The 23,390-nt window shown below is 75.7% G+C and carries 22 protein-coding genes and 1 pseudogene; 12 read left to right on the plus strand and 11 right to left on the minus strand.

Features of this window, described 5'->3' with window-relative positions; all coding sequences use genetic code 11:
• Positions 1–46: 46 nt before the first annotated feature.
• Positions 47–448: pseudogene (locus ACPU2J_RS34025) on the minus strand (HAD domain-containing protein); the annotation flags it as partial.
• Positions 449–2,065 (minus strand): carboxylesterase/lipase family protein, encoded by a 1,617-nt coding sequence (locus ACPU2J_RS34030; protein WP_423834791.1) that lies wholly within the window; start codon positions 2,063–2,065, stop codon positions 449–451. It lies immediately after the preceding pseudogene.
• A 167-nt stretch (positions 2,066–2,232) separates the two neighbouring features.
• Between ACPU2J_RS34030 and ACPU2J_RS34035 the strand changes: the two genes are divergently transcribed.
• Positions 2,233–3,264, plus strand: coding sequence for a hypothetical protein (locus ACPU2J_RS34035; RefSeq protein WP_420078197.1), 1,032 nt, complete (start codon positions 2,233–2,235; stop codon positions 3,262–3,264).
• Between the two features lie 80 nt (positions 3,265–3,344).
• Here the strand turns inward: ACPU2J_RS34035 and ACPU2J_RS34040 are convergent, their stop codons facing one another.
• The 3 genes from ACPU2J_RS34040 to ACPU2J_RS34050 form a co-directional block, all read right to left on the minus strand.
• A complete protein-coding gene (locus tag ACPU2J_RS34040) occupies positions 3,345–4,370 on the minus strand; it encodes an NAD(P)/FAD-dependent oxidoreductase (protein ID WP_365138048.1) in 1,026 nt (341 codons plus the stop codon).
• Positions 4,367–4,921: an isoprenylcysteine carboxyl methyltransferase family protein gene (locus tag ACPU2J_RS34045; RefSeq protein WP_420082270.1), complete on the minus strand. Its 555-nt coding sequence runs from the start codon at positions 4,919–4,921 to the stop codon at positions 4,367–4,369. The genes ACPU2J_RS34040 and ACPU2J_RS34045 overlap by 4 nt, the downstream gene beginning before the upstream one ends.
• Before the next feature lie 77 nt (positions 4,922–4,998).
• Positions 4,999–6,057, minus strand: coding sequence for a type III polyketide synthase (locus ACPU2J_RS34050; protein WP_423834792.1), 1,059 nt, complete (start codon positions 6,055–6,057; stop codon positions 4,999–5,001).
• Between the two features lie 76 nt (positions 6,058–6,133).
• Between ACPU2J_RS34050 and ACPU2J_RS34055 the strand changes: the two genes are divergently transcribed.
• Positions 6,134–7,045 carry a UbiA family prenyltransferase gene (locus tag ACPU2J_RS34055; RefSeq protein ID WP_420078195.1) on the plus strand — a complete coding sequence of 304 codons (912 nt, stop codon included), beginning with the start codon at positions 6,134–6,136 and terminating at the stop codon, positions 7,043–7,045.
• Between the two features lie 155 nt (positions 7,046–7,200).
• Positions 7,201–8,031, plus strand: coding sequence for a DUF4190 domain-containing protein (locus tag ACPU2J_RS34060; protein WP_423834793.1), 831 nt, complete (start codon positions 7,201–7,203; stop codon positions 8,029–8,031).
• 102 nt (positions 8,032–8,133) lie between these two features.
• Here ACPU2J_RS34060 and ACPU2J_RS34065 read toward each other — a convergent pair whose 3' ends face one another.
• The gene (locus tag ACPU2J_RS34065) at positions 8,134–9,168 is read right to left on the minus strand and encodes a PHP domain-containing protein (protein ID WP_423834794.1); all 1,035 of its coding nucleotides are present in this window, start codon (positions 9,166–9,168) and stop codon (positions 8,134–8,136) included.
• Positions 9,169–9,214: 46 nt separating this feature from the next.
• On the minus strand, positions 9,215–9,712 hold the full coding sequence (locus tag ACPU2J_RS34070; protein WP_365075200.1) for a MarR family winged helix-turn-helix transcriptional regulator: 498 nt from the start codon (positions 9,710–9,712) through the stop codon (positions 9,215–9,217).
• Positions 9,713–9,839: 127 nt separating this feature from the next.
• Here ACPU2J_RS34070 and ACPU2J_RS34075 point away from each other — a divergent pair, with 127 nt between their 5' ends.
• A complete protein-coding gene (locus ACPU2J_RS34075; RefSeq protein ID WP_361602537.1) occupies positions 9,840–10,250 on the plus strand; it encodes an organic hydroperoxide resistance protein in 411 nt (136 codons plus the stop codon).
• Between the two features lie 97 nt (positions 10,251–10,347).
• Positions 10,348–11,988 (plus strand): FAD-dependent monooxygenase, encoded by a 1,641-nt coding sequence (locus ACPU2J_RS34080; RefSeq protein ID WP_423834795.1) that lies wholly within the window; start codon positions 10,348–10,350, stop codon positions 11,986–11,988.
• Positions 11,989–12,042: 54 nt separating this feature from the next.
• On the opposite strand, the gene ACPU2J_RS34085 is transcribed toward ACPU2J_RS34080, so the two are convergent.
• Complete coding sequence (locus ACPU2J_RS34085; protein ID WP_420078191.1) at positions 12,043–12,402, minus strand: DUF6204 family protein; 360 nt, start codon at positions 12,400–12,402, stop codon at positions 12,043–12,045.
• A 106-nt stretch (positions 12,403–12,508) separates the two neighbouring features.
• On the opposite strand from ACPU2J_RS34085, the gene ACPU2J_RS34090 reads away from it, so the two are divergent.
• The 3 genes from ACPU2J_RS34090 to ACPU2J_RS34100 all read left to right on the plus strand — a co-directional run bounded on the left by ACPU2J_RS34090 (position 12,509) and on the right by ACPU2J_RS34100 (position 15,965).
• Positions 12,509–13,786 (plus strand): VWA domain-containing protein, encoded by a 1,278-nt coding sequence (locus ACPU2J_RS34090; RefSeq protein WP_361602546.1) that lies wholly within the window; start codon positions 12,509–12,511, stop codon positions 13,784–13,786.
• A complete protein-coding gene (locus ACPU2J_RS34095) occupies positions 13,786–14,592 on the plus strand; it encodes a hypothetical protein (protein ID WP_423834796.1) in 807 nt (268 codons plus the stop codon). Before ACPU2J_RS34090 ends, ACPU2J_RS34095 begins: the two co-directional genes overlap by 1 nt.
• A gap of 173 nt (positions 14,593–14,765) precedes the next feature.
• On the plus strand, positions 14,766–15,965 hold the full coding sequence (locus ACPU2J_RS34100; RefSeq protein WP_420078189.1) for a S8 family peptidase: 1,200 nt from the start codon (positions 14,766–14,768) through the stop codon (positions 15,963–15,965).
• Between the two features lie 82 nt (positions 15,966–16,047).
• Here ACPU2J_RS34100 and ACPU2J_RS34105 read toward each other — a convergent pair whose 3' ends face one another.
• Positions 16,048–18,597: a serine hydrolase gene (locus tag ACPU2J_RS34105; RefSeq protein ID WP_423834797.1), complete on the minus strand. Its 2,550-nt coding sequence runs from the start codon at positions 18,595–18,597 to the stop codon at positions 16,048–16,050.
• 219 nt (positions 18,598–18,816) lie between these two features.
• On the opposite strand from ACPU2J_RS34105, the gene ACPU2J_RS34110 reads away from it, so the two are divergent.
• Positions 18,817–19,500 carry a lysophospholipid acyltransferase family protein gene (locus tag ACPU2J_RS34110; RefSeq protein ID WP_423834798.1) on the plus strand — a complete coding sequence of 228 codons (684 nt, stop codon included), beginning with the start codon at positions 18,817–18,819 and terminating at the stop codon, positions 19,498–19,500.
• On the opposite strand, the gene ACPU2J_RS34115 is transcribed toward ACPU2J_RS34110, so the two are convergent.
• Positions 19,475–19,906, minus strand: coding sequence for a GNAT family N-acetyltransferase (locus tag ACPU2J_RS34115; RefSeq protein ID WP_361602561.1), 432 nt, complete (start codon positions 19,904–19,906; stop codon positions 19,475–19,477). The two genes, ACPU2J_RS34110 and ACPU2J_RS34115, sit on opposite strands and share 26 nt — an antisense overlap.
• A 177-nt stretch (positions 19,907–20,083) precedes the next feature.
• Here ACPU2J_RS34115 and ACPU2J_RS34120 point away from each other — a divergent pair, with 177 nt between their 5' ends.
• The 3 genes from ACPU2J_RS34120 to ACPU2J_RS34130 all read left to right on the plus strand — a co-directional run bounded on the left by ACPU2J_RS34120 (position 20,084) and on the right by ACPU2J_RS34130 (position 22,141).
• Positions 20,084–20,506, plus strand: coding sequence for a YciI family protein (locus tag ACPU2J_RS34120; protein ID WP_420078186.1), 423 nt, complete (start codon positions 20,084–20,086; stop codon positions 20,504–20,506).
• A gap of 149 nt (positions 20,507–20,655) precedes the next feature.
• Entirely contained in the window at positions 20,656–21,897 is a 1,242-nt protein-coding gene (locus ACPU2J_RS34125) for an RNA polymerase sigma factor (protein WP_423835038.1), read from the plus strand.
• 61 nt (positions 21,898–21,958) lie between these two features.
• Positions 21,959–22,141, plus strand: a complete 183-nt coding sequence (locus ACPU2J_RS34130) for a hypothetical protein (protein ID WP_361602567.1) — start codon at positions 21,959–21,961, stop codon at positions 22,139–22,141.
• Between the two features lie 113 nt (positions 22,142–22,254).
• Here ACPU2J_RS34130 and ACPU2J_RS34135 read toward each other — a convergent pair whose 3' ends face one another.
• Entirely contained in the window at positions 22,255–23,310 is a 1,056-nt protein-coding gene (locus tag ACPU2J_RS34135; RefSeq protein ID WP_423834799.1) for an alpha/beta hydrolase, read from the minus strand.
• Positions 23,311–23,390 lie beyond the last annotated feature (80 nt).

The following is a 23,390-nucleotide window of genomic DNA, read 5'->3' on the forward strand; positions in this document are numbered from 1 at the left end:
TCCGCCCCCGGCACGACCGTGGGCCGGGGCTGTCGGCGCCGCCGGGTCACAGCGCGCGCAGCCACGCCTCCGGGACTCCGCAGTCCTCGCCGGTGAGGCCGCGCCCCGGATCGACCCGGTGCAGCAGCGCCGGGCCCGGGTGCCGGGCGGCCACCCAGGCCCGGTCGGCCTCGCGTATCTCGTCGTCGACCCAGACGAAGGGCCGCCCGGCGGCGTGCGCGAGGAGGGCGGGCGCCTTCCAGTGCACGCCGTCCGGCTCGTCGTCCGACGGCTCCGGCCAGTCGACGACGGGCAGCGGGGGGATCCCCAGCCGGGGAGCGACGCACTCGTTGGCCTCGTCCCCCCAGGTCGTCGCCCACCACAGTGCACAGGGCAGCGCGGCCAGCAGGGGGCCGAACGCCGGGTCGACGCGCGCCAGCAGGGGGTTGCCGGCGGCCCCCGGGCGAGGTCAACGGCGGCCGGTGGCCGCGGTCCCGGGCCAGTGCGCGTCCCACAGGGCGCAGTGGTGCGCCGCCCGGGCGTCCACCGGGTGGATGCCGTCGGCGCCCGGTGCCAGCGACAGGACGGTGCCGGTCCGCTGCTGCCGCGGCCAGGGCGGTGCTCCCGGCGCCGTCGGAACGCCCGTGCGGGCGAAGGCCGTCCAGTAGTCGGCCATCCGGTCCGCGAGCTGCCGCTGCGGGGCGGTGAGCGCCGCCAGCGTGAACAGGTAGGGCAGTTCGAAACCGTGCGAGGCCCCGAACGGCAGCCCGGGCGCCGGCAGCAGCCCGGTGAAGTCGGGCGCGTCACGGTCGTCGAACCGGTAGCCGTACGTCGGTACGTGCCGTCCCAGCGCCGCGCCGTCCCGCAGCGCCGGGCAGACGAACGAGGCGTCGGTCAGCAGGGTGGCCCACGCCACCGCCGGGCTCGGGTACGCGGACAGGGGATAGCGGGCCGTGACGGCCCGGGCGGTCGCCGGTCCGAAGGAGCGTTCCGCACGGGCCAGGTAGGCGCGCTCGTCGCCCAGCGGGTACACCGCCAGGGTCTGCGAGAGGAACAGCCGCATCTCGTCCCGGGTGGTGCCCTGCACCACGGGCACCCGGTGGAAGCTCCCGGCCGCCAGCGCCCGCCGGGGCTCCAGCGGCAGCGTGCCGTTCCCGTACGGGAGCACGGAGAAGCGCTGCATCAGATCGGCGGTCGCCAGGGTGCGGGCGTCCAGGGCCCGCAGGCAGTCCAGGGCTCCCGCGGGCCGCCCGCACCCCAGCCGGGCCGCCGCCGCGGCGCCCTCCTCGACGGTGCGCCGCTCGGGGACGAAGGGCTCGTAGGTGCCGAGCCCCGGCAGCAGCGAGTGCGGCGGCGCGGTCGTGGAGCACGAGCCGCTCTGCACGACCGCCCGCCGGAACAGGCCGGCCGAGGGCGGGGAGACGAGGTGCGCGCACACGGAGAGCGCGCCCGCCGACTCGCCGAACACGGTGACGGCGTGCGGGTCACCGCCGAACCGCCGGGCGTTCTCCCGCACCCACCGCAGCGCAGCCCGCTGGTCCGCGAGGGCGAAGGCGGGGGCCCCGCCGAGTTCCGGGTGGGCGAACAGCCCGAACACCCCCAGCCGGTAGTTGACCGTCACGACCACCGCTGCCCCCCGTACGGCGAGCCGGTCCGGCCGGTAGTCCTCCCCGGAGCCGCTGAAGAAGCCGCCGCCGTGGAACCACACCATGACGGGGCGCGGCCGGCCCGCCGCTGACCGGCCCGCCGGGACAGTCACGTTGAGGTACAGACAGTCCTCGGAGCCGAGGGGTGCCCCCGGCCCGGTGGCGGGCAGCTGGACGCAGCGGGGCCCGGGGGCCCGGGCGTCCCGTACGCCCTGCCAGCGGGGCGCGGGCTCCGGAAGCCGCCAGCGCCGCGCGCCGGTCGGGGGAGCGGCGAAGGGGATCCCCTCGTACGTGACGTACGCGCCGTGCGGACGGCCGCGCACCGGCCCGCGGTCCGTCTCGACGACCGGATCCCCCGGCGTGCCCGCGGCACCCGCGAGCAGCAGCACGACGGGCAACAGGAGGGCGCAGCGGTGGCGCAGGACGCGGGAGTACGGCACGGCCGGGGCCTTTCGCCGTGGGATCCGGGAGGGGACCCCCGTTTGCCCGCCCCGAATGGCGCAGTGGGCGGAAGTGGCACTCAATGTAACAAAGCGTGCGCATCCCATGACGCACGATGACCGGCGCGCGATTGCGTAGACCCGCGCGTCGGCGAACGGAGCTTTCGATGAATGACCCCATCACCCTGGCGACGACGCAAGACGAAGGCCGCCACGGTCCCCCCGACACCACCGTCCCCGACACACCGCCGGCCGCCGGGTCCCCCGACGCCCCGGACGGACCGAGTACCGCCGACGCGCTCGCCGCGCTCGACGAGTCCGACGCCCCCCACACCGAATCCATGCGGACCCTCCTGGCGACGGCCGCCACCTGCCGTCCCGTCGAGGACGTCACCGCACTCGTGAGCCTCCTGAAGGAGGACGGCCGGCTGCCGGACGCCGGGAACGAGGCGCTGCGCACGGCCGCCGTCACCCGGCCCGTCCAGGACGTCCAGCGGATGGTCAGCCTCCTCGGCGAGTCCCCCGACGAGGGCGCGGAGGCGGACATCACGCTGCGCGCGGCCGCCGTCGGGCGGTCCATCGAGGACGTGGCCCTGCTGGTCAGCATCCTCGGCAAGGACGAGCCCGCCGAACCGCAGCAGCGGCCCCGGACCGCCGCGCCCGCGGGCCGCGGCGAGCCGGCCCGGCCGCCGGCCGGCGCACCGGCCCCCGAGCGGCGCCAGGAGCCGTACGGCCTCCCGTACACGCAGCTGTACGACGCGCCGTACCAGGCACCGCCGCGCCGCCCCGCCCCGGCCGCCCCTGAACCGGCCGGCGGCTCGGCCCTGCGCCACGTGCTGCGCTGGCCCGTGGCGGTGGCCCTGCTGGTCAGCGGGGTGCTGCACCTGCCGCAGGACCTGACGGCACTGCGGTCCGCGGCCGCCGTCGACTACCTGCCCCTGCTGGTCACCGTGGTCTGCGCGGGCATGGGCCTGCTGCTGGCGCTGCGGGACACCGCCCCCGTGTGGCGCGCCGGTGCCGCGACGGCCCTGGGCGTCGCCGCCCTGCACGTGCTCGGAGGCTCGGTGGGCTTCGACCCGCTCGCGGGCACCCTGGGCGGCGCGCAGGGCTGGGCCGGAGCGGCCGTCGTGCTGTGCGCGGCGGCCGGCGCGGTCCTGGCCGGGCTGGCGCTGCGCACCCCCCGGGAGGGCTCGGCCTGACGGCCGGCCACCCAGGACCGGACGGCGCCCCGCGCTCCGAGCGCGGGGTGCCGTCCGCGTGTACGGGCCTGTACGGGCCGTCAGGCGAGGAGGTTCACGGCGCCCGTGAACACCCGCGGGAGCCGGGCGGCGAGCGGCACGATGCGGGGGGCGAGACGGGGCCGGTGACGGGCCCAGAGCAGCGACGAGGTGAGGGTGCGGTAGCTGCGGGAGAGGTCCCGCCAGGCCCGTTCGTACGCCTGCGGTCGCCCCGCCGCCACGCAGCGGACCAGTTCGCCCGCCGCCGTCACGGCCAGGGTGAGGCCCTCCCCGGTGAGCGCGTCCACGTAGCCGGCCGCGTCCCCCACGAACAGCACCCGCCCGGCCACCCGCACCCGGGCGCCCTGGCGCAGCGGGCCGGCCCCGCGCACCGGGCCGTCCTCGTGCCCGGCGAGCCGGGACGCGAGCCGCGGGAAGCGGGCGAGCTGCTCGGCGAAGGGGGCCTGGTCGGCGGTGAGGACCGCGACGCCGATCCGGTCGGGAGCGAGCGGGGTGACGTAGGCCTCGCAGCGGGCGGACCAGTGCACTTCGACGAGGTCGCTCCACGGCGCGGTCCGGTAGTGGCGGCGCAGGCCGTAGCGTGCGGGCCGGCCGTCCGCGGGCCGGGCCGACAGGCCGAGTCCGCGGCGGACGGGGGAGTGCAGTCCGTCCGCCGCCACGAGGTAGCGGGCGGTGAGCCCGGCCGCGGTGACGTGCCCCTCGCCCTGGTGCACCTCGCCGACGCGCCGCTGGAGCACGGACACCCCGAGGGCCGCCGCCCGCTCGGCGAGGGCGGACTGCAGCGCGGTGCGGCGGGTGCCGAGGCCGGGGCCGGAGCGGAACAGCCCCTCGGCGGAGCGGCCCGTCAGGCCGTCGACGTAGCGGATGCCCCGGAACGGCTGCCCGCCGACGTGCACCCCGAGGCCGTGGAGCCGGCGTACCGCCCCCGGCATCAGCCCCTCCCCGCAGGCCTTGTCGATCGGCGTGGGCCGTGGTTCCACGACGACCGCCTCCAGCCCGGCGAGCGCCCCGTGGATGGCGGTGGCCAGCCCGGCGGGACCGCCGCCCGCGATCAGCAGATCGATCATGACGGGGCACCCGCCGACGCCGTGGAGGCGGGGGCGCGGAGCCGGCCGGCGTCCATGAGGGCCGCGTCCTCGCAGCCGATCCTGACGCGCAGCAGCGCCAGGTTGAGCACCGTGAAGCCGAGCGCGGTCAGCCAGGCGCCGTGCACCAGCGGCAGCGCGACCCCTTCCGCGACCACTGCCACGTAGTTGGGGTGGCGCAGCAGCCGGTACGGCCCCGCACCCACCAGGGGCAGCCCGGGAACGACGATCACCCGGGTGTTCCAGCGCCTGCCGAGGGTGGCGATGCACCACCAGCGCAGGCCCTGCGCGCCGAGCGCGACGGCGAGTGCCGGCCAGCCGAGCAGCGGCAGGAAGGGCCTGCCCGTCGCCCAGGGCTCGGCCACGCACCCCACCAGCAGGGCGGTGTGCAGGGTGACCATGGCCGGATAGTGGCCGCGCCCGTACTCGCGGCCGCCGCGGGCCAGGCTCCAGGCCGCGTTGCGGCGGGCCGTCACCAGTTCGGCGAGTCGCTCGGCGGCGACGAGCGCGACGAGGACCAGGTACAGGGTCAGGGACGGGGGGAGGGACGGCACGGCGAGTCCGGCGGACAGCGTGTGCGGGGCGTCCGGGTGCGAGAGGGCCACCGGGGTCACCAGCGCAGGAGGACGAGTTCGGAGGCGAAGCCCGGACCGAAGCCGAGCATGAGGCCCACCGATCCGGGGGCCGGCCCTGCGTTCTGGAAGCCGTCCAGGATGTGCAGGACGGAGGCGGAGGAGAGGTTGCCCACGGCGGCCAGCGACCGGCGGCTCGCGGCGAACGCCGACTCCGGCAGGCCCAGTGCCCCGGACAGGGCGTCGAGGATCCTCGGGCCGCCGGGGTGGCAGATCCACGCGTCGACATCGGCCGGCTTGAGGTCGTGGGCGGCGAGGAAGGACTCGATCTCCTCGGCCACGTGCAGCCCGACCAGGTCGGGGAGTTCGCGGCCGAGGACCATCCGCATGCCCCAGTGGCCGATGTCCCAGCCGAGGAGGTGCTCCGTGCCCGGGTAGAGGCGGCTGCGGGCGGCCACCACCTCGGGACCGGCGGCGGACGCGTGCAGGGGGTGGTCCGCACCGACCGCCAGCAGGGCGCCCGCCCCGTCGCCGAAGAGGGCCCCGGCCACCAGGTTCGCCATCGAGGTGTCGGTGGCCTGGAGGGTGAGGGAGCACAGCTCGGTCGACAGCAGGAGGGCCGCGTGGCCGGGCCGGCCCGCCAGGTGGTCGTGCAGGTGGCCGACCCCCGCGGCGCCGGCCGCGCATCCCAGGCCGAAGAGGGGCACCCGCCGCACGTCGGGGCGCAGCCCGGCGCGCGCGGCCAGGCGGGCTTCCAGGGAGGGCGTCGCGAGCCCGGTGACGGTCGTCGACATGACGAGGTCGAGCTCGCCGGGTGCCAGGCCGGCGTCGGCGAGGGTGAGTTCGAGGGCCAGGGTGCCCAGTCGCAGAGCCGTTTCCAGGAAGAGCGCGTTCGTGGTGCCGAAGTCGTTCTGCGGACCGTAGCGCTCCAGGGGGAGGGCGAGGTGGCGGCTGTCCACGCGCACCGAGTCGTGGACCCGGCGCAGCAGGGCGGTGTCGGGTCCGGGGGGCAGGAAGCGGGCCAGCGCCTCCGTGATCTCGGACTGGCGGTGCCGGTGGGGCGGGAACACGCTGCGCACTGCAAGAACACGTGTCATTCGGTCACCATAGGAAATAACTGACACATCGTTATGAATCAGTCGATTCCGGCGCGGCGCCGCATAGCGTGTCGGCATGTCCGGGCGAACCACGCAGACCAGCGACAGCGGCCCCACGACCGGCACGGGCCGGGCCCGGCCCGCCGGCGCCCTCGGACCGGCCGCCCGGCCGTCCCGGGCCTCGCGCGCGTCCGGGCTGGCGGCGGCCTGCCACCCGCTTCCCGCCGCGGCCGTGACCCTCTTCGCGGCCGTCCTGTCGGCGACCGCCGGGCAGCGCCTCCCGGCTGCCGCCCTCACCGTGGCGGCCGTCGCCACCGGCCAGTTGTCGATCGGCTGGTGCAACGACCGGGCCGACCTGCGCCGTGACCTGGCGGCGGGCCGCCGGGACAAACCCCTGGCCGCGGGCACGGTGTCACCCGCCGCCGTGAGCCGGGCCGCGGCCCTGGCGCTGCTCCTGTGCGTCCCGCTCTCCCTCGCTGCAGGACCGCTCGCGGGCGCCGTGCACCTGGCCGGTGTGGCGGCCGCCTGGGCGTACAACCTGCGCCTGAAGTCGACCGCGGCCTCCTGGGTCCCCTACGCCCTGGCCTTCGGCCTGCTGCCCGCCTTCGTCACCCTCGGGCTGCCCGGAGCACCCTGGCCGCCGGTGTGGCTCACCGCGGCGGCGGCCCTGCTGGGGGCGGGCGCGCACTTCGCCAACGTGCTGCCCGACATCGCCGACGACCTCGCCACCGGGGTGCGGGGCCTGCCCCAGCGGCTCGGGTTCCGCAGGTCGGCCGCGGTGGCCGGGCTGCTCGTCCTCGGTTCGGCGGCGGCCCTGGTGGCGGGACCGCCGGGCGCGGTGACCCCGTACGGCTGGGCACTGCTGGCCGCGACGGCGTTCACACTGGTGCTCGCCGCCCTGCGGCCCGTGGGCACGGTCCCGTTCCGCGCGGTGATGGCCGTGGCGGGAGCGGACGTGGTCCTGCTGGCCGTCGAACTCCGGCCCTGAGCCCCGTCCGCCACCCGCCGCCGTCTCACCGGAGGAGACCGTGAGGGGCGGTGTCGGAGCGTCATGGCATCATGCCTGCATCAGGCCCCCACCCGGCGGCGTCACCGCCAGGTTGCCGGTGCGCCTCGAACTTCTGTGCAAGGAGCGCCACGCGCATGTCCATACCCCCGTCGTTCCCCGAGCCCAACCCGCAGTCGGGGCCGTACGGTCAGCAGGGTCCGCCCGGGCCCTACGGTCAGCCCGGCCAGCAGGGTCAGCAAGGGCCGTACGGAGGTCAGCCGGGGCCCTACGGCGGCCAGCCGGGCTGGTACCCGCCCCCGCAGGCGTCGCAGAAGACCAACGTGCTCGCCGTCGTCGGCTTCGTCATGTCGATCGTCTGCGCGATCCCGACCGTCCCGCTGATCCTCGGTTTTGTCGCCCTCTCCCAGATCCGCAAGACCGGCGAGAAGGGCAAGGGGTTCGCGATCGCGGCCATCGTCCTGCACGGCCTGACGATCCTCTTCTACGTGCTCGTGTTCACCCTCGGCCTCTCCGGGGTGCTGGACGGCGGTTCCGAGCCGAAGCGCGACACCGGCGGCCAGGTCACCGGTTCGGGCACCAGCGACGTGAAGGACATCCGCGAGGGTGACTGCTTCGACATGGACGACGACCTGACGGAGTACCAGGACAAGGACGGCGGCCGGGCCGCCCTGTCGGTCCGCATCCTGCCGTGCGACCAGCCCCACAAGGGCGAGGCGTACTCCGTCTTCGACCTGGAGGGCGGCGCGTACCCGGGTACGGACAAGGTCGCGGCGACCGCCGAGGAGAAGTGCGGCGCGGCGCTGCCCGGTTACGTCGGCGAGAACGCCAAGCTGTCGGACTCGCTGGAGGTCTACTACTACTTCCCGCAGGCCGCCACCTGGGCCCTCGGGGACCGTGAGGTCACCTGCTTCATCGCCGACTCCAGCGGCTCCAGCACCGGTTCGGTCCGCGCCGCCGGCGCCTGACCTCCCGCCCGCCGGCCGGGCACCCCGGGGAGCGGGCCGCGGCACACGCCGCGGCCCGCTCCCGTCGGTCGCGCCCCCACCCGTTGCGCCGGGGAGGCCCCGTCACGGCGCACGCCGGGTGCGGGTCCAGGCCAGGAGCTGCGGCGCCGGCCAGGTGTTGACGACGCGCTCCGGCGGGACCCCGCACTCCACGGCGCGTTCGCAGCCGATGCCCTGCCAGTCGAGCTGGCCCGGTGCGTGCGCGTCGGTGTCGACGGCGAAGAAGGTGCCCGCCTCGACGGCGAGCGCCAGCAGCCGCCGGGGCGGGTCCAGCCGTTCCGGCCGGCTGTTGATCTCCACGGCGGTACCGGCTTCCGCGCAGGCCGCGAAGACCGCCCCGGCGTCGAACCGGGACTCCGGCCGGGTCCGGCCCGTGACCAGCCGCCCCGTGCAGTGGCCCAGGACGTCCATGAGGGGGTTGCGCACCGCCGCCAGCAGCCGCCGGGTCATCGCGGACTCGTCCATCCGCAGCTTCGAGTGCACCGAGCCGACGACGAGGTCGAGGCGGTCCAGCAGTTCCGGTTCCTGGTCAAGGGAGCCGTCGTCGAGGATGTCGCACTCGATGCCGGTCAGCAGGCGGAAGGGCGCCCACTCGGCGTTGAGGGCGGCCACCACCTCGAGCTGTTCGCGCAACCGGTCGGGGGAGAGGCCGCGGGCGACCGTCAGCCGCGGCGAGTGGTCGGTGAGCACGGCGTACTCGTGGCCCAGCGAGGCCGCCGCCCGGCCCATCGTCTCGATCGGACTGCCCCCGTCCGACCAGTCGGAGTGCACGTGGCAGTCCCCGCGGAGAGCCGCTCGCAGGGCGGCGGCCGCGGGGGAGGGCGGAGGCCCTTCCGGGAGGGCGGCGGCCTCGTCCTCCAGGCCCTGGAGGTAGGCCGGCACCGCCCCGCCCAGCGCCTCCCGCACGGCCTGCGCCGTCTTCGGCCCGAGCCCCTTCACGGCCTCCAGGGTCCCCGCGGCCGCCCGGTCCGCCACCTCGCGCTCGCCCAGGCGCACCAGGGCGGCGGAGGCGGTGCGGAAGGCCCGTACCCGGTAGGTGGGCGCCTGGGCGCGCTCCAGCAGGAAGGCGATGCGGTCCAGCGCCGCAACCGGGTCCATCGGCCACCTCCCGCGTCCAGGACCCAGTGTCCGCCGCCCGGTGCGGCTACGCCTCCTCGGCCGCTTCCCCTGCCGCGGCCGGCACGGCCGCGTCGAGGGCGGCGGTGAGCCGGCTCAGGCGGGCGTGGAGGTCGGCCACCTCGGCGAGCTCGAAACCGGTCGCGGCGGCGATCCGGCGGGGCACCTCCGCGGCGCGGACGCGCAGCGCGGCCCCCTCCTCGGTCAGCCGGGCGCGCACGGAACGCTCGTCCTCGGTGCTGCGCTCGCGGCGCACGAGGCCGGCCGCCTCGAGCCGCTTGAGCAGCGGGGAGAGGGTGCCGGAGTCGAGGCGCAGGTGCTGCCCGATCTCCTTGACCGGCATCTCGCCGTGCTCCCACAGCACCAGCATCACCAGGTACTGCGGGTAGGTGAGCCCGAGGTCCTTGAGGACGACCCGGTAGAGGCCGCCGAACGCGCGGCTCGCGGCGTTCAGCGCGAAGCAGATCTGGCCGTCCAGGCGGAGGAAGTCCTGGTCGGAGCGGGTGGCGGTCGGCTGGTCGGTCATGGCCGCCAGTGTACCCGGGGCACGCTTGCGAGGCATTGAGTTGTGCGCAACTGAATTGCGTGCTCTACTTGTGGAGCGCGGTCGACCACCGGCCGCCACCCAGGCTCATCTCTGGAGAGGAACTCCCATGGACGCGCTCTACACCGCTGTCGCCACCGCCAACGGCCGCGAGGGCCGCACCGTCAGCTCCGACGGTCAGCTCGACCTCGCCCTGGCCATGCCCCCGGCGCTGGGCGGCAACGGGCAGGGCACCAACCCCGAGCAGCTCTTCGCGGCCGGCTACGCGGCGTGCTTCGCCAGCGCCCTCGGCCTTGTCGGCCGTCAGGCCAAGGCCGACACCAGCGACGTCTCCGTCACCGCCGAGGTCTCCATCGGCAAGGACGGCGCCGGCTTCGGTCTCGCCGTCACCCTCCGCGTCGAGCTGCCCGAGTCCCTCGCCGGCGAGACGGGCGCCCTGCTCGTCAAGCAGGCCCACGAGGTCTGCCCGTACTCCCGCGCCACCCGCGGCAACATCCAGGTCGACCTCGTCGTCGAGTAGTCACCCCGTGACCGGGTGAGGATGCCGGACGCCCGGCGGGCGGCCACCATGGAGAGGCACACCGACTCTCACGGGGGCCGTACGCCGGGAGGCGCCAGTGGCGCACCACACCACGACCGACGTCCTCGTCGCCGGAGCGGGCCCGATCGGCCTGACCGCGGCCGCCGAGCTCCGGCGCAGGGGCGTGTCCTGCCGGATCGTCGACAAGCTGCCCGCCCCGCTGCCGTACGCCAAGGCCGTCGGGATCCAGCCGCGCACCCTGGAGATCTGGGACCGGATGGGCATGATCCGCCCGGTCCTCGACGCCGCGGTCCCGCTGCGCGGCCAGCTCACCTACGTCAACGGCGCCGAACAGCCCCGCGTCGACCTCGTCCTGCCCCCCGAGGTCCCCTACGGCTTCGCAGCCCTGCCGCAGTACGAGGCGGAACGGATCCTCGCCGACCAGCTCGCACGCTGGGGCACCGCGGTCGAACGCGGCACCGAGCTGCTGTCGTTCCGGCAGGACGACGAGGGCGTCACCTGCCGGTTGCTCACCCCTTCGGGCGCCGAGGAGGAGCTGCGCACCCGCTACCTCGTCGGCTGCGACGGCGCGCACAGCACCGTCCGCAAGGGACTCGGACTCTCCTTCGAAGGCGGCGCGCTCCCCGAGGAGTTCATGCTCGCCGACGTCGAGGTCGACTGGGACCTGCCGCACGGCTACACCGTCCGGTCCATGCACCACGACGATGCGGGCGCCGTCGACGACGTGCTCGTGTGCATCCCGCTGCCCGGCAGCGGCCGCTACCGGATGTCCACCCGGGTGTCGCCCGAACTGTCCGCCACCGCCCCGGCGGACGCCGGTGTCGCCCACGGCCTGCAGAGCGGACGCGGCCCCGGGCTCACCGACATCCAGGCCGTACTGGACCGTCTGTCACCGGTGCCGACCACCGCCTCCACCCTGCGCTGGTCCTCCGTCTTCCGGATCAGCCACCGGATCGTCGACCGGTACGGGCGGGGGCGGGTCTTCGTCGCGGGAGACGCCGCGCACATCCACCCGCCGACCGGCGCCCAGGGAATGAACACCGGGATCCAGGACGCCTGGAACCTGGCCTGGAAGCTCGCCCTGGCCGTCGCGGACGCCGCCGCTCCCGGTCTGCTCGACAGCTACGACGCCGAACGCCGCCCCGTCGGCGAGGAGGTCGTCGGCCGCACCCTGCGCCACGCCACCGAAGGCGTCCAGGCCGACACCGAGGACCCGCAGACCCTGATGCTGCGGGAGGCGCAGCTCCTCGTCGCCTACCGCGGCAGCCCGATCGTGGACCCGCCCGGGGACGGACCCGTCCCCCGGCCGGGGGACCGCGCGCCGGACTGCAGCGGACTCACCTCGCGCATCGCCGCCTTCCCGCTGCGGCTCGCCGACCTTCTGCGCGAGCGCGGACACGTCCTCCTGCTGTACGGGGCGGGCCTCGACGCACTCGCCCGCACTGCCTGGGAAGCCTCGGGCGGCCGCGTCGAGTCCTGTGCGGTGCTCCCCGCCGACGCCGCGCCGGACGCCCGTGACACGGTGCCCGCCGGGCCCGGGATGCTGCCGGTCTACCACGACATCGCCGGGGAGTTCGCCCGCCTCTACGGGGTGACCGGGCCGACCGCGTTCCTGATCCGGCCGGACGGCCACCTCGCGGGCCGCTTCGAGGGTCCGGACCCACAGCCGCTGACCGCCCGGCTCGCCGCGGTCTTCGCCCCGCCGCCCGGGGACTGACCGGTCGGCCGGGCCCGGGGCGGCGCGCCCCGGGCCCGGCCACGGGCCGGCGGGTCAGGCGGCGCCGCGGGCGGCCTCACGCCGCTGCCGCTTGCCGAGCGGCGCCGAGGACATGTCCTGCGCCTGCGACCGCAGCTGCTTGAAGCCGTAGCCGCGCTCGGCCAGCCAGGCCTCCGCCGCGAGCTCCGCACGGGCCGTCGCGTCGAGGACGTCCTCCTCCTTCTCGCCCTGTGCCAGGAAACGGAAGGTGAAGAAGGGCCGCGCCGCGATGTCGTACGTGAGGTGCCCCTCGGTGGTGAACTCGGCGCGCAGCATGTCGTGTGCGGGCGCGGCTGCCAGCAGCTCGGCCCGCTGGCCCTCGGACAGCCCGTCGAACGAGCCGCGGACGGTGATGCGGAAGGTACGGGTACTCATCCGGGCACCCTAGGCGGGGCGCCCCGCCCCACGCATCCGGATATCCGCCGGACCGCCCCGGACAGCGTTTTTTGGATTGCCGGACGATCCTCAATACGATCCGGCGATGATCACAAGAAAACGGCTCGCGGTGAGGGCCTGCGGCCTGTTCGCTGCTCTGGCCGTCGGGCTCTTCCCGGCGAACGCCACGGCCGCCGACGGACCGGCGGCGAAGGAACCCCCCAAGGTCGACCTCGTCCTGGACGTCAGCGGCTCCATGCGGGCCAACGACATCGACGGCGGGTCCCGCATGGCCGCCGCGAAGCAGGCTTTCAACGAGGTCATCGACGCCGTACCCGCCGAAGTCCAGCTCGGCATACGCACCCTGGGCGCCGACTACGCCGGCGACGACCGCACGCTCGGCTGCAAGGACACCAAGCAGCTCTACAAGGTGGGCCCCCTCGACCGGACCGAGGCCAAGACCGCCGTCGCGACCCTCGCACCGACCGGCTGGACCCCCATCGGGCCCGCGCTGCTCGGCGCCGCCCAGGACCTCGAGGGCGGCAACGCCACCAAGCGGATCGTCCTCATCACGGACGGCGAGGACACCTGCGCCCCGCTCGACCCGTGCGAAGTGGCCCGCGACATCGCCGCCAAGGGCATCCACCTCGTCATCGACACCCTCGGCCTGGTCCCCGACGCCAAGACCCGCGCCCAGCTGACCTGCATCGCCGAGGCGACCGGCGGTACGTACACCTCCGTCCAGCACAAGGACGAACTCTCCGGCAGGGTCCGCCAACTCGTCGACCGGGCGGCCGACCCGGTCGTCAACCCGGTGGCGACCGAGGGCGCCAAGCAGTGCGCGGGCGCCCCGCAGCTGCGCCCCGGCCTCTACAGCGACCGCGAGACCTTCGGCGAGCACCGCTGGTACCGGGTGGACGTCCTGCCCGGACAGGAACTGCGCGCCTCCGTCAGCATCGGCGCGGACCGCGCCGTCAACAACGACTACGGCGTCATGCTGCGCGCCACGACCGTCCACGGCCGGGAGATCGTACGCGGCTCCGAGGCCGGTGACGGCCGCACCGACGTCCTCTCCACCGGCCTGCGCTACCCCAAGGCCGACACCGACGACGCCGACTCGGACGCGAAGCCCGCGGCGGAGACCGTCTGCCTCCAGGTCTCCAACTCCTTCTCCGCCCCCGCGTCCGTCAAGACCGCCCCGGGCATGCCCGTCGAGCTGACCATCGACGTGGTCGACGGTCCCGGCGGTTCCTCGGACGTCGCCTCCTTCGGCCTCGGCCGCGGCTGGTGGACGCTCGGCGTGCTGGTGCTCGCCGGCCTGCTGGCCGGCCTGGTGTGGGGCTGGATCTCGCGCTGGCGCATCTCCGTCTGGAGGACCAACTGATGCGTACCGTACGCAGACTGACCGCGGGCCTGCTCGCGGCGGGCGCCGCCCTCGCGGTGGCCGGCACGGCCGCGGGCACGGCCTCCGCGGACACCCCCTCGCCGAGCGCCAGCGCCACCACCGGCGGGGCCGGCGCCACGGCCGCCCCGACGGAGGCGGGCACGAGCTTCCGCACCGCCACCCCCTTCCGGCCCGGCCAGAAGGCCACAGCCGGCGCCTCCAGCGGCGACTACCTCTACTGGGTCCTCCCGGTCGACGCGCAACAGCGCGTCACGGTCAAGGCCGCCGTCACCCTCCCGGAAGCGGCGGCCCGCCACGGCGCCTCCACCTGGCAGATCGACGTGTACGACGGCCTGCGCCGCCGACAGGCCTGCACGTACGGCACGCAGACGCGGGCAGCCGCCAAGGAAGCCGCCTCGGTGGAACTCTCCTGCACCCTGCGCACGGTCCGTTCCGGCGCCGAGGCGTGGGCCAACGACCCCCTGCCGGGCAGCTACTACGTCCGGCTGACGGTCGTGAACGCCCCGGAGGAGGATCTCGGCCTGCCCGTCCGCGTGGCCGTGGAGGCCGACGTGCACGAGTCCGGCGGGGCGCACGCCGTGGACGGCGCCCTGTCCGCCCCCATCGTCCCGGCCACCGTGACCGGAGCCCTGAGCGAGCCGGAGGACGGCTGGTCCGGCGGCTGGTGGTCCGACCGGTGGATCTGGACCGCGGCCGGCGGGGTGCTCGGCGCCCTCGCGGGCATTAACGGGTACGGCCTGACCCGCGGCGCCGGCCGGCCCACCCGGGTGCCGCCCCGCGCCTGAGCGGACGGCACGCCCGCGGGCCCGCCCACCCGGCGGGCCCTCCGGGCACTGGGCCAACCGAGCCCCGGACCTCAAGGCCCGGCCGGGCCCGTCCGAAGGAGTGGAAGGCCGCCCCCGAGCACCGGCGGAGGGGCGGCCGTCTCCCGACGACCGCCCCTTCCCCGGAGTCCTCCATGAGCCTGCTCGCCCGTCTGACCACAGCGGCCCTGCTCGCGATGGCCCCCGCTCTCGCCGGCTCGGCGGTGGCCGACGCACCGGAGCCGGTTCCGCATCCGGCCCCGCTCCACCTCTCGCGCCACGCCGTACCCGGCGAGTACATCGTCGTGCTCGACGAGGACGTCGACGCCACCGGCCTGGCGGAGCGCCTCGACCTGCGGCCCACTTTCGTCTACGGGGCGGCCGTGAACGGCTTCGCGGTCGCGCTGACCCCGGCCGAACTGGACCGCGTCCGCACCAGCCCCGGGGTGAAGTCCGTCGAGGCCGACACCGAGGTGTTCGCCCCGCCCGCACCCGTCACCGCCGGACCCGCTCCCACCGGCGGCAGGGCCACCGCACCCACCTGGGGCCTGGACCGCATCGACCAGCGGACACTGCCGCTCGACGGGGAGTTCACGACCCGCGGTGACGGCGCCGCGGTGACCGCCTACATCCTCGACACGGGTCTCGACTACGGGCACGCGGAGTTCGAGGGCCGTGCCGTCCCCGGCTTCGACGCCGTCGGGGACGGCCGGAACGGCCTGGACTGCCAGGGCCACGGCACGCACGTGGCGGGCACGGTCGGCGGCCGTACGCACGGCATCGCCCCCGCGGCGGGCCTGGTCAGCGTCCGGGTGCTCGACTGCGAGGGCAGGGGCACCTACTCGGGGGTCGTCGCCGGACTGGACTGGGTGGCTCGCAACGCCGTCCGTCCGGCCGTCGTGAACGTCTCGCTCGGCGGTGAGCGGTCCGAGGCCGTCAACCGGGCCGCGACCTCCGTGGTCGAGGCGGGCATCCTGCCGGTCGTGGCCGCCGGCAACTCCGCGGCGGACGCCTGCGAGACCTCACCGGCCTCGGCCGAAGGCGTGGTCGCGGTCGGGGCGAGCAACGCACGCGACGAGGTGAGCGGCTTCTCCAACCAGGGCGCCTGCCTCACGCTCCACGCACCCGGCGAGCAGATCGACTCGGCGCGCCTCGGCGGCGGCAGCGTCTCCCTGAGCGGCACCTCGATGGCCGCCCCGCACGTCACCGGGGTCGCCGCGCTGCACCTGGCGCAGGATCCGGCGGCGACCCCCGAGGACCTCGCCGGACGGTTCCGCGGAAGCTCGACGCAGGGAGTCCTCACCGGAGTCCCCGCGGGCACCCCCGACCGGCTGCTCTTCACCGACGGCCTGTGACCCGTACGGGCCGCGGCGGCCGCACCCGCCCCGGAGGGAGGTACGGCCGCCGCGGCCCGGAACGCGCGTCGGCGCCGGCGCCTCAGCCGACGCGGGTCAGCCGCGTCCCGAACGACGGTTCCGCCAGCGCCCCCTTGACGGCCACGGGGACGCTCTTGGCGCCGTCCCCCTCACCGGCCGTCAGCGTGCCGACCTCCGTGCCGTCCTTCGCCGTGTGCGGCAGCGGGGAGGCGCCGCCCTTCAGGGTGAGCCGGAACGGCTGGCCCGGAACGCCGATCACGTTCAGGTCCTTCGTCGCCACGAGCGGGGTGCGGCCACCGAGCCCGTCGTCCACGTGACCGACGACGTCGCCCTTGCGGACGAGCGGGGCGGACGCCAGGGCACCCCGCACCCCTTCGATGATCTTCCTGCTGTTGGCCAGCACCAGGGCGAGGCTGTTGCCCCCGTCCGGGTCCGGTCCGTCCACCCGCTGGTCCATCAGCGTGCCGATGATCAGCGGGGTCTCGTCGCCGACCGACTTGTACGCAGCCCACATCAGGGCCCCGCCGGCCGGTGTGCTGGAGCCCGTCTTGATGCCGCGGACACTCAGGTTCTGCACGCTGAGCAGGGTGTTGTTGTTCACGAGAGGCTGGGGCAGTCCCTTGATCGGCGCCTGGGGCAGGGCGACGATCGCGCGGAACGCCTCGTCCTTCATCACCGCCTCGGCCAGCTTCAGCTGGTCGGCCGCCGTGCTGACGGTCTTCGCGTCCAGGCCGCTGGGGTCCGTGTACGTGGTGTTCGTCATCCCGAGGTCCCGGGCGGCGGCGTTCATCTTCTCCACGAACGCGGCCTCGGAGTCGGTGCCCGTGTCCCAACGCGCCAGCAGACGGGCGACGTTGTTGCCCGACGGGATCATGAGCATCTTCAGCATGTCCTGCTGGCTGAACTTCGTGCCGGCGTTCAGCCCCTGGATGCGGGACTCGTGCTCGGAATTGCCCTCCGACACGGTCCGCGCGTCGACCGTGATCTCGGGACCGGCCTCGTTCTTGCGCAGCGGATGGCCCTTGAGGATCACATAGGCCGTCATCACCTTGGCGACGCTCGCCGTCGGAACGGGCTTCTGCTCGCCGAAGGTCCCGACGTCACCCGACCCGGGGATGCGGACGGCCCCCTGCCCCTTGGCGGGCCAGGGCACGGAGAACTGGCCGTCGACGGACTGGGAGGCCTCGGCGGCGACGAGCCGCGGCGTCGGGAGCGGGCGCAGCATCTGGGCGCCGACCGCCCCGCCGACGAGGACCAGCAGGATCGGGGTCCACACCTTGACCCGCCGTACCGCGGTGCGGCGGGGGGTCTCCGGCGGGGGAGCGGTGTTGGTGAGCTCGGCCAGCAGGTCCAACGGGGGCAGGGGCGCGGGGGCCGGCGCGGCGGGCTGCCGGACCTCCGGCCGCCGGGCGTCCGGCGCCCCGGTGGGCCGGGGGCGAGGCGCGGCGGACGGCGGGGCGTCGAGCGGCTTGAGCGCGACGAACCGGCTCGTCCGCTCGGAGTCGCTCTCGCCGCCCTTTTCGCTCGGCCGGGACTTCGGGTCGGCCTGCGTGCCGGCCTGCGTGCCTGCCTTCGGCTCGGCGGCCTTGGCGCCGCCGTCCCGCTCGCGCGCCCACGAGGGGACCCGCGCGTCGGTGTCGCCGGAGCCCGCGCCGGGCGGCGCCGCGGGACCCGCCGGGCCCCGGCCGGTCGGGCGGGTGAGGACACGCGTACGGTCGCCCTCGCCCTCTCCCTCACCGCCGTCCTGCGCCCCGTCCGAGCCCTTCCCGTCCGAGTCCTTTCCGTCCGTCCGCGGCTTCTTCTCCCCGGTGCCGGTGCCCGCGGTGGTGCGTCCGCCCTCCTGGGCCTCGTCCGTCTTCTCGGGTCGGGCCGTGTCGGTGGAGGTACGGGGGATGCGCAGCAGCTGGGTCCGCTCGGCGGCGGCGGATGCGGCCTCCTTCGCGGTCCCGGTCCCGGTGCCGGTTCCGGTGCTCTCGGTGGCGCCTCCGTCCTGTTCGGCCTCGTCGGCCTTCTCGGGGTGGTCCGTGTCGGTGGGGGTGCGGGGGATGCGCAGGAGTTGGGTCCGCTCGGTGGCCGCGGATCCGGCTTCCTTCGCGGAGCCGGTCCCCTCCTCGGGGGTGGCCGCGTCCTTCGACGGCGTGCTGTCGGCCGGCTCCTCGTCCTCCTCGGTGTCGGCGTCGCCGTCGCCGTCCTCGGGCGCGGATTCGGGCGCCGTCTCCGTGTCCGTGTCCGGGGCCTCGTCCGATGCGGCGGGGGCATCGCTCCCCGCTGCGGGCGGGGCCGTGGCTCCGGAATCGGCGCCGCCGTCCGCGTCGGCCGTGTCGTCGGCCGCGGCGGGGTCCGTGTCCGCCTCGCCGGTCTCGCCCTCGGCCGCGTCGGCCTCTGCCTCCGCCTCCCGTGCGGGCCGTTCGGGCGCGCTCGCGGCGTCCGGCTCGGGCAGCTTCAGGACGCGGGTGGCGTCGGCCTCGGCATCGGCCGCCTCGGGTTCGGACGCGGTGCGGCGGGGGTCCGCCGCGTCCGCGGACGCGTTGTCAGGGTCCGCCCCCGCAGCGGTGGTTTCCTCGCGCGCGTTGTCGTCCGAGGAACCGCCCGCCACCGTTATCGCCTTCATCCCAGCCCCGCCTTGCCGTTCACACTGTGCAGATACCGTGCGGCGGAGCCCACAGGGCTCCGCCGCACACCTAGATGTACACCGCGCGCGACCCGTTCCCTGCGCTCGATCTTGTGACCGTTCGGTCATATTCGGTTGAGTACGGCTACTCATGACCCGGCCCCCGCCGCCGCCGACCATGGAGCGACAGACCACCGCACCACCGAACGGGGCCCGCTCATGCTCAGCCGTCTCGCCGCCGCCCTGGTACCCGCCTTCGGGCGGCTCACCGTCTCCGCCGACCCCGGCGCCCGGCCCGTCACCGGTTCCATCCTGGTGGCCAACCACACCTCGCTCGCCGATCCCGCCGTCGTGGTCGCGGCGCTGCGCCGCCAGGGGATCGAGCCCGTCATCCTGGCCGCCGCCGGCCTGTGGCGGGTACCGCTGCTCGGGCGGGCGCTCCGCCGCGAGGGGCACATCGCGGTGCACCGCGGCACCGCTCGCGCCGCCGCCTCCCTGGACGCCGCGGCCGTGGCCCTCGCCTCCGGCCGGAGCGTGCTGGTCTACGGCGAGGGCGGACTTCCGGCGCGCCGGGACGCGGGGGAGTCGGAGCCGGGCCCCTTCCGCAGCGGGCCCGCGCGGCTCGCCGCCGCCACCGGAGCGCCCATCGTGCCCGTCGGCCAGGCCGGTGTCCGCCGACTGTGCTCGGGCAGCCGTACGAAGCAGCTCGCCGGCGTCTTCACCGCACCGCTGCGCAGGCCGTGCGTGCACGTCCACATCGGTGCGCCGCTGCACCTCCCCGACCGGGTGGCGGAGGCGACGGACCGGGCCCGGGAGGCCGTCGTCGCGGCCTGGCGCACGGCCGCCTCCGCCGTCGGGGAGACCCCGCGCGCGGAGGTCAGCGCAGCGGCTTCTCGAAGCTGAAGGCGGTCACCGCCATCCGTTCCCGGAAGTAGAAGCGGTGCGCGTCGGTCCGCTGCGTACCGGAGTCCAGGGTCAGCGCGGTGCAGTCCGCGGCCACCGCGTGCTCCTCCAGGTGGGCCAGGAGCGCACGGCCCACACCGCCCGAACGGGACGCCGAAGCCGTGACCAGGTCGTCGACGTACAGCTTGCGGATCATGGACGTGGTGGCGACGGTCCGCCAGCCGGCCGCACCCACGCAGGTCCCGGCCTCGTCGTAGGCCGCGGTGAAGCGCAGGCCCTGGTCCCGCCCCTCGGCGAGGACCGCGAGGAACAGCTCCTCGGTCAGGTGGGGCCGCAGCTCCCGCAGGACGGGCAGCAGGTCGGTGGTGAGCCGGGGGTCACCGGGCTCCAGGTCGATGATCTTCATGGGGGCCAGCGTACGGGCCCCCCTGCGCCACCCGGCCGGGGCGCCTTCGCGGCCCCTCGGCGCGCCCGCCGTCGCATTCGTGCCGCCGACGTGTCGAAATGGGAGGGACGGCTCCGACGTCCCGTGCGAGAGGCTCCCGGACCGGGGGCCGAGCAGACCGGAAGGGTGGCATCCCCCATGAAGTACATGCTGATGGTCCTCGGACGGCAGGCCGACTACGACGCGATGGGCGGCACGGCGGGAGGCAGCGGCGGCCCCGCGTGGTCGCAGGCCGACCTCAAGGCGATGTTCGACTACATGGGAGCCCTCAACGACGACCTCGCCGAGTCGGGGGAGTGGGTCGACGGCCAGGGACTCGCCGCACCGCGTCAGGCGCGGCTCGTCACCGCCGCGGCCGACGGCACACCCGTGGTGTCCGACGGGCCGTACGGCGAGGCCAAGGAGGTCCTCGCGGGGTACTGGATCGTCGACGTCGCGGACTTCGCCCGGGCCGCCGAGATCGCCGCCCGCGCCTACGCCTGCCCGGTGCCGGAGGGCGCCGCGAACTACCCGGTGGTCGTCCAGCCGGTCGGCGGTGGCCCGGAGTCGGAGATCTGCTGACCGTGCCGGAGCCCGCGGACGGGTGGTTCGCCGCGGACGGACCGCCTGCTCCGGACGGGCCGCCTGCCGCGGACGGGCCGACCGCCGCCGACCGCCCGTCCGCCGCGGACGGGCCGGAGCCCGCCCCCGCGGACGAGCCCGTCGAGGACCTGCTGCGCCGCCTGACGCCGCAGGTCATCGGGGCGCTCGTGCGCCGCTACGGGCACTTCGACGAGGCCGAGGACGCCGTCCAGGAAGCCCTGCTCGCCGCCGCACGCCAGTGGCCGGGCGAGGGCCGGCCGGGCAACCCGCGCGGCTGGCTGATCCGCGTCGCCTCCCGGCGGCTGACGGACCGGCTGCGCAGCGAGGAGGCGCGCAGGCGGCGCGAGGAGACGGCCGCCGCACTGACCCCGCGCGACGCGTTCGTCGCCCCGCCGCCGGGCGAGGGCCGGGCTCCCGCCGCCGACGACACCCTCGCCGTGCTCTTCCTCTGCTGCCGCGCCGAACTGCCCGCGGCGGGCCGCATCGCCCTCACCCTGAGGGCGGTCGGCGGGCTCACCACCGCCGAGATCGCCCGCGCGCTGCTGGTGCCCGAGGCGACGATGGCGCAGCGCATCAGCCGTGCGAAACGCCGTCTCAAGGACTCGCCGACGCCCTTCGGCGCGCAGCCTCCGACGGGGGACGAGGGCGGGTCCGGCCCCGAGGCGCTGTCCGACGTGCTGCACGTCCTCTACCTGATCTTCAACGAGGGCTACACCGCCACCTCGGGCCGCGACCTGCAGCGGCCCGACCTCGCCGCCGAGGCGATCCGGCTGACCCGCGCCGTCCACGAACTGCTGCCCGAGGACGGCGAGGTGGCGGGACTGCTCGCCCTGATGCTGCTCACCGACGCCCGGCGCGCCGCCCGTTCGGCGCCGGACGGCACCCCGGTCCCGCTGGCGGAGCAGGACCGCACCCGCTGGGACCGTGCCGCGATCACCGAAGGGGTGGCGCTCGTCAGCTCCGCCCTCACCCGCACCCAGCTCGGCCCCTATCAACTGCGTGCCGCCGTCGCCGCCGTGCACGACGAGGCGGCGAGCGACGCGGACACCGACTGGGCGGAGATCCTCGCCCTGTACGAGCTGCTCGTACGGATGGTGCCGGGGCCCGTCGAGCGCCTGGGCCACGCGGTCGCGGTGGCCATGGTGCACGGCCCCCGCCCGGCCCTCGAACTGCTCGACGCCCTCGACGCGGAGGGCCGGCTCGCCGGCAGTCACCGCCTGGAAGCCGTACGGGCCCACCTGCTGGAGCGGGCGGGCGACCGGGAGGCCGCCCGCGCGGCGTTCGCGAAGGCCGCCGGTCTCGCGCTGAGCGCCCCCGAACGCCACTACCTCCGTACCCGGGCCGCCCGGCTCGCGGAGGGGAAGGGGTGAGCACCGTCCGCATGCCGGACACGGTCCACGACTGTCGGTGCGGCCCCCTACTCTTGATCACGTGAGCAAGACCCGTGACGACCAGCCGACGCCCGAACGCACCCTCGCCGAGATCAACGCCGACATCCGCTGTCTCTTCGCGCGGGCCGCGGGCCGCCTCTCCGACGCCGAACGTCTGCGCCACGCGATCCTGCTGGAGGAATGGGCCGCGGCCATGCGGGCGTCGGTGGTCCCGGCGGCGTAGCACGGCCGGCCCTGCCGGACGCGACGGAATCCCTCCCGCGACCGCCCCGCCACCGCTGCCCGTCAAGGGGGTTCCCCCGTTCGGGTGCACCGCGACCCGGGATCAGCGACCTCTCAGCCTGTACGCGGCGGCGCGGGAGCTCCGGGCTCGGTGGGGGTGTCGAGGATGCGGCGGAGCCAGCGGGTGCGGGCCTCCTGGGCGTCGCGGGTGATGCGGGCCTGCGGGGCGAGGGAGTCGAAGCCGTGGAACGCGCCCGGCCACACGTGCAGTTCGGCCCGGCCCCCGGCCCGCCAGATCGCGTCGGCGTACGCCACGTCCTCGTCGCGGAAGGTCTCGGCCGATCCGACGTCGATGTAGGCCGGCGGGAGCCCGGACAGGTCGGTGGCGCGGGCGGGGGAGGCGTACGGCGGCAGGTCCGGCGAGCCGTACCGGTCGCCGAGGAACGCCTGCCACGCGGTGGCGTTGGACGTCCTGTCCCAGGTGTCGGTGCCGGCCATCTGACGGCTGGAGAAGGTGCGGCCGCGGTCGTCGAGCATCGGGCACAGGAGCAGCTGGCCGATCGGCACGGGACCGCCCCGGTCCCGCAGGAGCAGGGCGAGGGCCGCCGCGAGTCCGCCGCCCGCGCTCCTCCCGCCGATGACGACGCGCCCTGCGTCGAGGTCCAGTTCGGCGGCGTGGTCCACCAGCCACACCAGTCCGGCGTAGCAGTCCTCGACGGCGCCGGGGTACCGGGTCCGCGGCGCCAGCCGGTAGGCGACCGAGACCACCGCCAAGCCGAGCGGGAGAGCCCACTCGCGCAGCAGCTGCGGCATCACGGACGCCGCGTTGCCCATGACCAGCCCGCCGCCGTGCAGGTAGTAGAGGACCGGCAGCGGCCCGGCCGCCCCCGCGGGGCGCGCACAGAGGAGGGTGACCTCCGGCCCGTCCGGCGCCCCGGGCGCGCGCAGCTCCGCCACGTCGAACAGGCCGCCGTCGCCGAGCTCCGCGAGCGTCGGCCGCGGCCGGGCGGCGGCATCCCGCTCCTGGACCTCCGCGAGGTTCCCGGGGGTGATCGGCGTCCGCGGCCCGGTCTCCACGCGGCTCAGCGCCGCCCGCAGCTCGGCGTCGAACGGCGGCACCGCACCGGGGGCCGGCCCGGTCCCGGCCGGGGCGGTCTGTTCGGGCTCCATACGGCGTAGTGAACCACCTCCGCATGCGGTCCGCGGGTGGTTCGGCGCCCCGCACCGGGCGCTGCTGCCGTGCCGGGAAG

The organism is Streptomyces manipurensis (assembly GCF_049570255.1).
GTDB classification, from domain to species: Bacteria; Actinomycetota; Actinomycetes; order Streptomycetales; family Streptomycetaceae; genus Streptomyces; species Streptomyces manipurensis.